The sequence below is a fragment of the Leptospirales bacterium genome, from assembly GCA_019694655.1.
Lineage (GTDB): Bacteria > Spirochaetota > Leptospiria > Leptospirales > Leptonemataceae > SSF53.
Window position 1 is genome coordinate 1 of the sequence record JAIBBN010000030.1, and the last position, 7,264, is coordinate 7,264.

At 57.4% G+C, this 7,264-nt stretch carries 5 protein-coding genes; 2 read left to right on the forward strand and 3 right to left on the reverse strand.

All coding sequences use genetic code 11. The annotated features are described in order from the left end of the window. Positions 1-157 precede the first annotated feature (157 nt). The gene (locus K1X75_18185) at positions 158-1,369 is read left to right on the forward strand and encodes a hypothetical protein (GenBank protein MBX7059996.1); all 1,212 of its coding nucleotides are present in this window, start codon (positions 158-160) and stop codon (positions 1,367-1,369) included. 909 nt (positions 1,370-2,278) lie between these two features. Here K1X75_18185 and K1X75_18190 read toward each other — a convergent pair. The 3 genes from K1X75_18190 to K1X75_18200 all read right to left on the reverse strand — a co-directional run bounded on the left by K1X75_18190 (position 2,279) and on the right by K1X75_18200 (position 4,808). Continuing rightward, entirely contained in the window at positions 2,279-3,268 is a 990-nt protein-coding gene (locus tag K1X75_18190) for a fatty acid desaturase family protein (GenBank protein MBX7059997.1), read from the reverse strand. A gap of 63 nt (positions 3,269-3,331) precedes the next feature. Continuing rightward, positions 3,332-3,994 (reverse strand): TetR/AcrR family transcriptional regulator, encoded by a 663-nt coding sequence (locus K1X75_18195; protein ID MBX7059998.1) that lies wholly within the window; start codon positions 3,992-3,994, stop codon positions 3,332-3,334. Between the two features lie 7 nt (positions 3,995-4,001). Then, positions 4,002-4,808 carry a dioxygenase gene (locus tag K1X75_18200; protein MBX7059999.1) on the reverse strand — a complete coding sequence of 269 codons (807 nt, stop codon included), beginning with the start codon at positions 4,806-4,808 and terminating at the stop codon, positions 4,002-4,004. A gap of 202 nt (positions 4,809-5,010) precedes the next feature. On the opposite strand from K1X75_18200, the gene K1X75_18205 reads away from it, so the two are divergent. Continuing rightward, a complete protein-coding gene (locus K1X75_18205) occupies positions 5,011-7,245 on the forward strand; it encodes a hypothetical protein (protein ID MBX7060000.1) in 2,235 nt (744 codons plus the stop codon). The last annotated feature ends 19 nt before the right edge of the window (positions 7,246-7,264 follow it).

Sequence of the window (7,264 nt, forward strand, 5' to 3'; positions counted from 1 at the left end):
TAATGTATGCTACGCGTCGCATTGACTGGTACAACCTGCGACTCGGTGCGGTGCGCGCCGAAAGTAGGCATAGCTAAAGAATCTGCGCTGCGCCTGTCCGGCATGCGCCGGCAGGCGCGCGCTTGCCCGCGACAAATCCTACAGTCAGGAGCAAACTATGACTCGAGTTAGTATCGAATCCATTTTCCGCAATGCAGGCGAGATCGCCGCCGAAATCGCGGCCAATCCGCGCCCATGGCGCCTTTGCCTGAAACTATTTATCATCATCCTTGCCTGTGGCGGCGCCTACGGACTGACGATGGGTCTGGCGCATTCGTGGTTGCAGTCGCTGTCCGCAGGCTTGAAAACGCCGCTGCTCTACATTCTCACGCTTGCCGTCTGCTTGCCAACACTGCATTTCATAGGTTTGTTCCTGGGGTCGCGATTTACCTTCTGGCAGTCGATGGCGGTGCTGTTGATGGGCGTGGCGGTCAATGCGGCGTTACTTTTCGGTTTCGCCTCGATATCGCTGTTCTTTTTGGCGACTGGCGCTGGCTATCGCTTCTTACTTTTCATGCACGTGCTCTTCTTTGCAGTTTCCGGTTTTGCGGGATTGGTTTCGATTCATCGCACGCACAAACTCCTGGCGAATTCGGACGGCGGTGGAACTGGAAATGCCAGTCTGCTGCAGGCGTGGATGTTACTGTATATGTTTGTCGGGACGCAAATGGCGTTTACACTTTCCCCCTTTGTTGGCCGCGAGACAGCATTCTACTGGTTCCATCATCCTGACAAAAACTTCTATTCGTATTTGTGGGCGTCCTTTGTTGAACGTCTCGACGACCATCTTCCGGCAGAGCAAGCTAAAGCGCTGGCATTTGAGTCGACAAGGGCCGTTCTATACGCTCTTCAGGAGCGCGACTTTCAAGCGCTGGCTGCGCAGATCGCGCCTGAGGATTCCTTGCGGATCATCCCGCAGAGCTATTCGCGCGAATCGCGGGTACGGGACATTCATCTGAACGCCGCGCAGCTACTGGAATTCAGCGGCAAAAACCTGAGCATCCCGATGCGCCAGGAATATGATCGCGTTTCTGGCAAGATGATCGAGAGCAGTCTGCCGTTTGCGACCTACTACGACCAATATCTATATGATGTTGACTATGCCGCCGCGCTGGAGGCTGCTCGCTACAACGAATTTTCCTTAGGAGTTCAAAACAAAGAAACCATCTTTGCGGCCTATCCAAAGGCGATCATCGTCGAGGTCCCGGTTCTGCTGGATCGACGCCGCTGGCGCGCCCTGCGCCTGGTGTTTGCCGCAAGCCCCATTTCAGATCGACCAGGCGCGCTCCTGCCATTGCGGGCAATCATCCACGACCAGTCAGCTGATTAGCAAGAGCGGCAAATGGCCGATATCAAAAGTATGTTGCAAATAGATTTCATGGGGCGCCATTAGGGTCTGCGGGTAGGCGCCCAGGGAAGGAAACCGAATGATGCGAAGAGTTCGAATACTGTATGACTGCCTGCTCGCATTCTTACTTCAGAATCAGTCCGCGAATTTCGTGCCGGCTAACGCTGCGTAAAACCGACGTCATGCAAAGCAGTCAGGCTAACCCATTTGCCCCGCCCGAACCGCGCAGTGGACCGGGCCGCCCTCGCACTATCGTTAGTTTCTTGATCCTCCTCCTGACTGTAAGCTGCGTGTTAAACGTTGTTCCGGCTGTTGACTTTTTCATTGCCTGGTATGCGGGCGGGGTCTCCCTTTCGCTGCAAGAGTGTCAGCCCACTGCTGTGCCATGTATTTTGTATCTCTTTGGTTATCCTCTATTTGCTTTGACCGCCGCTCTGCTGGCGCCCTTGGCTAGTTTTTCCCGGAACATGGCGGGTCAATGGCTATTCTACATCACGTCGCTCTGTCTTCTTGCTCTGTCGATTCCGATTGCGATCGAATCGTTCCCGCTATTGTTCTGGCCATTGCCGGATGACCCATTGCTCAGTATGCGGCAGACTGCCGCGGCGAATCATGGAAAGTTTGCAATCGCACGCGTATTATGTCTGCCCCCGCTTTCGTTGCTCATTGCTATGCATTCCAGAGAGAAACGCATTCAGTAGCTGAGGCGTCGGGCTGCGCGGCCTGCGAGCGCTCGTTAGCTATCTGCGCAACAAGATGATTGGCTGGCAGTTGTTGTCGCAGCCCGCAATCGCAATTGACTGATCGCGCCGGCGCATCGGTTACATTTCGAATGTTCCAATCTGTGGATCGCGTATTGCCTCAAGACGCCTCATTTCACCGCGCCTCATTTCACCGCGCCCTGGCAGGCCGAGCGCTGGCCTGCATCATGACGGCGAGGTATCCCCTGGCAACGGACGATTCGCTCAGGTAGCCGGCGCGATGCAATTCGCGGTGGAGCGCCGGCAACTTGAAGAACGGAACTGCCGGAAAAAGATGATGTTCGATGTGGTAATTGGCGTAGATTGGCGCAAACAGAAATCGTTCCAGCGGTCCGGCCAGCGTGGTACGCGTGTTCAGGAGAATATCCGGCGATTTCTGTGTAGCGGCGTGCTCGGCGATGGAGCGAACGCGCATCAGGGCCGTGTGTACGGTCAGCAAGACCGTCGGCCAGAGTAGCGCAGCCCATAGTGCGTGTAACGACCACAGCGCGCCAAGCAAAACGCCGTGGAATACAAGCGTCGGCCATAATGAACGCAGCAGGCGCGGAAGCCAGACGCGCGTCTGCGCCTTGCCGCGAGCAACCAGTCGTCGCGGCCTTCCGCCAAGGTCGAACTCCAGTATGCCGGCGTGCATCAGCAGCAACGCGCCATAGACGCGTGCTCCGGTGCGAAATCCAAGATCTCTCAAAAAGGCTCGTACAAGCGTCTTACGCCGCATCGGGTAGACGCTGCGCAGCGGCAAATCCGGGTCTCCCTTCTGGCCGGTATGCCGGTGGTGTTTCATATGGTATTTACGATAGTCGTGCAAACTCAAGAAAACCGGAGCGGCGCAGAGCCATTTGCCTGAAATCTGATTCAGGCGCGGGCTGCGAAACAGGGCGCCATGAGCCGCCTCATGCATCAGCACTTCCAGGGCCAGCTGCCGCGATCCGAGAACCACAATGCATAAGAGCAGCGTGAGCGGTCCGGGCCAGGCGATGAGTGCGGCATAGGCTGCAAGAATCCACGCATAGCTTTGCAACAACGCAAAGCCGCCTTGTAGATTGGATTTCTGCACCCACGCAGCGCGCTCTGCACTGCTGAAGATCTGGAGCGATGGCGGCGACTGTGGCTGGCCCATACGGAGTAATCTACCGATCGGTCGAATATCGTCAACTGCATTTTGAGGCGGAAAATGGGCCGTTCAGGGCGCAGACTTTGTCGGTTTTGCCGGCGCCTGCAGCAGGCGTGCAATTTCGGTCATCTGAGCGCGAAATTCCTTGAGCACGCGCTGGTCGCTCTTTTGTAGCTGTGGATCGAGCAGCAGGCGATTGAAGGAAAAATGAACGAAAAAACTGCTGATCGCATTGCCGAGGATCACCGCAAGCAGCAGCCAGTTCAAACTGGAGCGCCTGGGCGGCGGCTGAGGCGCCAGGCGCCGCAACAGAGGCTGCCAGTAGCGTCGCACGATGAGCCCGGCCTGTCCGGGATTGTCCAGTTGTGCGCGAACAAGCATTCGCATTTGTAACGGACTTGCTTCGATCCAGCGGCAGAAGCCATCGACAAAGCCCGAAATGGATCTTTGCTCCTCTGGATTGAGTTCCAGCGACTGTTCCAGGTCGCCGAAGGCTCGATCCAGAATGGCGCGATAGAGTCGGCCCTTTGCGCGGAAATGATGCAGAAGCGAAGATTTGGCAATGCCGGCTTCGGCACTGACCTGGGCGAGGCTTGTACCGTGGTAACCGTGAGTGGCAAACAGAACGCCTGCAACTTCCAGGATCTTTTCTCGCGTCGCCGCCGAATCGCTTGCTGTCGGTCGGCCCGGTCCTCGCTTTTGCTTTGCAGTCGAACGCTTGTTTTTTTTCAACTGCTTCCTACCACAGCAACGCGATATTGCGAAGGCCGCCGACGAGATCATCGAATATGACTTCGCCCGGACGGTCCGCCATGGCGGCGCAAACGTGCAGCGGCAAAAGATGTTCCTCGCGCGGGTGGCAGAATCGCGCTTCCGGGGCCTCTTGCCAATTCTGCAGTCGCCGCTCCCGTTCGTCGGCGGACTGGATGCCAGTGCAGGTCTCGATGAGCCAGTCCTGAAAGGCGTTATTCCTGAGTTCCGTTGACGGCGTGCGCTGAAAGAATGCTTCAAAATTGTGAAAGGATGAGCCGGAGCCAATGACCAGCATATTTTCGCGGGCCAGCGCGCGCAAAGCCTTGCCCAGCGAAAGATGCGCCTCTGCTTGCAGACCTCGCAGCAGAGAAAGCTGAAAGCAGGGAATGTCGGCCTCCGGATAGATCAGCTTCAGTGGAATAAAAAGACCATGATCAAAACCGCGCTGTGCGTCGATCTGCGAGGGAATGTGGTTGTTCGCCAGCAGCTGCGCGATTCGACCTGCAAACTTCGCATCGCCGGGCGCCGGGTAGTCAATCCGGTAAGCCTGCGGCGGAAAACCAAAGTAATCGTATAGCATTGGCGGCTGCTCGGCGCCAGTCAGGGTAGCGACGTTCTCTTCCCAGTGAGCGCTGACTACCAGTACGGCCTCAGGTCTTTTTAAGCGCGCCGACAGTGTGCGCATAAAATTGGCGAGGGCCAGATGGCCGGGTTCTCCAAGCACGGGCATTGGTCCGCCGCCATGGCTGAGATATACGATCTGCGCGCCGCTGCCTGCATCTCTTGAGGCCATTTTGACTCCGAATGCGAAAATGGAACGAAAGCAAGATCACCGCGCAATCACAAGGCGAAAAAACCGAGGGCCACGGCGCCCCGCATCTCAAGCGCGCGGGCCTGACCCATCGCCCTTGAATCGACTTTGCGCTTTCGATCCGACGCAGCAAAAATCAATCAATGCAATGCAACGCATTCTGCACACAACGAAAAGCAAGATTATGTTAGAATCTCGCTTTACTGCAGTTCCTGGTGCGCCGGAATCGGAGACGGCGATCATGATTTCTCCTTCCAGCTCTTTGCGTTACCGGCAACTTTTCTGGCTGCTCTTTTCCGTTTTACTCCCGCTGGGCGCCTGCGCGCCGTTGCAAGAAGAAGCCGCAATCCAGAACGGAGTCCTCGATCTACGGCGCGCATCCCCCTACGAAAAGGCCATTAGCCTCAGCGGTACGTGGCGTTTCTATCCGCGTGAAAGCGTTGCCAGCATGGATGCCAGTCGTCCGGGCAGGCTGTTGGCCGCGCCAGGTCGCTGGACTCCCGTGCTGCCGGAAGCCAGGAGTTTTGGCGTCTACCGCCTTGTTGTTCTGCTGCCAGCTGAAACCAGCAGCCGGTCGGACCGCGACCTCGCGCTGCGCTTTGGATGGATCGCCAGCGCCGCGCGAATTTACGCCAACGGTAAACTGGTTTACAGCGCCGGAACGCCGGCCGCCAGCCGCGACCACTACATTCCGTGGAAGGGCAGCGGCGTAGCGCTGCTTGGCGATCCGGGCCAGCAACTTGATCTGCGCATCGAGGCGGCTAACTTTGATGATCGAGATGCCGGCATCATGCAGGCCATGCATCTCGGCGGCGCACAACGCATTCTGGCTGAGCGCGAGCGAGCCATCTTCATCGAGGCTTTTGTATCTGGAAGTATACTGTTAATCGGTCTTTATCATCTCGGTCTTTTCTTCAATCGGCGGGAGGACCGCGCCGCGCTGTGGTTTGGCATTTGTTGTGCAATCATTTCGTTGCGCTTGTTGCTGACTGGCGAATACTTTTTGCCGCGCATCCTTTCCCTGCCCTACCTGTGGCAGGTTCGCTCGGAGATTTTGAGTTTCTACCTGGCCTTGCCTGTATTCGTCGCCTACCTGGCGGCCAGCTTTCCGCTGAAGTTGCACCGGGGCGCGCTCTGGATCGCTGGCGTTGCCACATTCTTGGCCAGTGCAGCCACAATAATCCTGCCAATGCCAGATCTGACCCGCGTGCTCACCCCCTTTCTGGCGGTAACCGTCGCGGCTGTGGCCTATTGCATCGGCGTCTGGACGCATGCCGCAATCAAGGGAAGATCAGGCGGACTGACTGCCCTGCTTGGCGGTCTGGTCTTTGGCGCCACGGTGGTGCATGATTCGCTGAATACCGAGGGTCTGATCCAGTCCGTGTGGATTGCGCCTTACGGACTGGTCGTCTTCATACTCTCACAATCGTACATCCTGGCTCGGTTTTTTGCGGAGACCTATCAAAAAGTGATCAGTCTGGCCGACGCCCTGCGCAGCACTCGCGACAGCTACGCCCGTTTTGTGCCCGTGGAATTCCTGAAGCAGCTGGGAACGACTGAAATCACCGCGGTCAGTCTGGGTCAGCAGGTGCAAAGCGAGATGACGGTGATGTTCACTGATATCCGCGGCTTTACCAGCCTTTCCGAACAGATGTCGCCCCGCGACAACTTCAACTTCTTGAACAGTTATCTGAGCCGAATGACGCCTGTCGTGGAGAGTCATGAGGGTATTGTAGACAAGTACATTGGCGACGCGATCATGGCGCTGTTTCCCGGCGGAGCGGAGGCCGCACTCAACGCCGCCATCGAAATGCAGCGCGTTCTGCGCGCGTACAATCACGAGCGCCAGCGCGCCGGCTACGATCCGCTGCGCATCAGCACTGGCCTCCACCACGGACCGCTGATGTTAGGCACAGTAGGCGCCGCTAACCGCATGCAGGGTACCGTAATCTCTGATACGGTGAATCTCGCGGCGCGCATGGAATCGCTAACCCGCGCCTACGATGCCCATATCCTGATCAGTCAGGCGGTATACGCACGCTTGCATTCTCCGGAGAAGTACAGCCTGCGCCTGGTCGATCATGTGCGCGTCAAAGGCAAGCGCGAGAGCGTCGCTGTTTATGAGGTCTTCGATGGCCTGCCGGAGTATCGCGTCGAATTCTTCAGGCAAACGCGCGGCGAGTTCGAACGCGGTCTCTTCAATTATCAGAATGGCGAAGCTGCGGAAGCGGAGGCCTGCATGCGTCGGGTGCTGGAGATCAACGCCGATGATGAGGTGGCGCGCATCTACCTGAGTCGTATCGCCAATGAGGAGGCCGCTGAATTGGTGCACGATGCGCCACAGCGCCTTTCAGGCAAATCCGGCAGGCCGCAGTCTGACAGAAGCGGCGCGCCAGGCGATGGCAGACAGGGTTGGTAGAGCTTGCGAGTGGTTTCGG